Below are 528 nucleotides of genomic sequence, written 5' to 3' on the forward strand. Positions count from 1 at the left end.
GGTGATTCCGCGCTCTAACGTATAGGTATATTCGGGTATGTTTCCGTTCATGCGTGTGGGAAGGAACTGGAAACCGATACTCGGCACCTGCTGCAATCTTTCGCCTGCTTCCACAATATGGGAAGAGATGATGAACATACTGTTCCGCTTTGCCGCAAAGGCAATGGTGATCTCCACGGTGGCTTCATGTGCATCTTTCACATTGGTGCCGCGGAACATTTCATCGAAGATGATGAAGAGCGATTTATTGGCTTGTAACTCAGCCGCCACTTTTTTTACCCGCAACACTTCCGCGTAGAAATGGCTGGCGCCAATACCCAGGTTGTCTGGCAGGTTGATGGTAGTGTAGATCCCATCCAATACAGAGAATTCCATTTCCTTTGCCGCCACCGGAAACCCAATATGCGCCACATATACGGCCGTGCTTACTGATCTCAAAAAAGTGGACTTTCCTGCCATATTTGCGCCAGTGAGGAATACCACATTATGGCCAGCATCCATCGAAAAATCATTGCTCACCGGCTTTGC

1 protein-coding gene is annotated in these 528 nt (G+C 48.9%); it reads right to left on the minus strand.

Annotated features, from left to right (window positions below):
* On the minus strand, positions 1–528 hold a 528-nt coding region (locus D9Y29_RS26405; protein WP_420902521.1), incomplete at both ends, for a MutS-related protein.

This window comes from Pseudoflavitalea rhizosphaerae (assembly GCF_003991355.1).
Classification (GTDB): domain Bacteria; phylum Bacteroidota; class Bacteroidia; order Chitinophagales; family Chitinophagaceae; genus Pseudobacter; species Pseudobacter rhizosphaerae.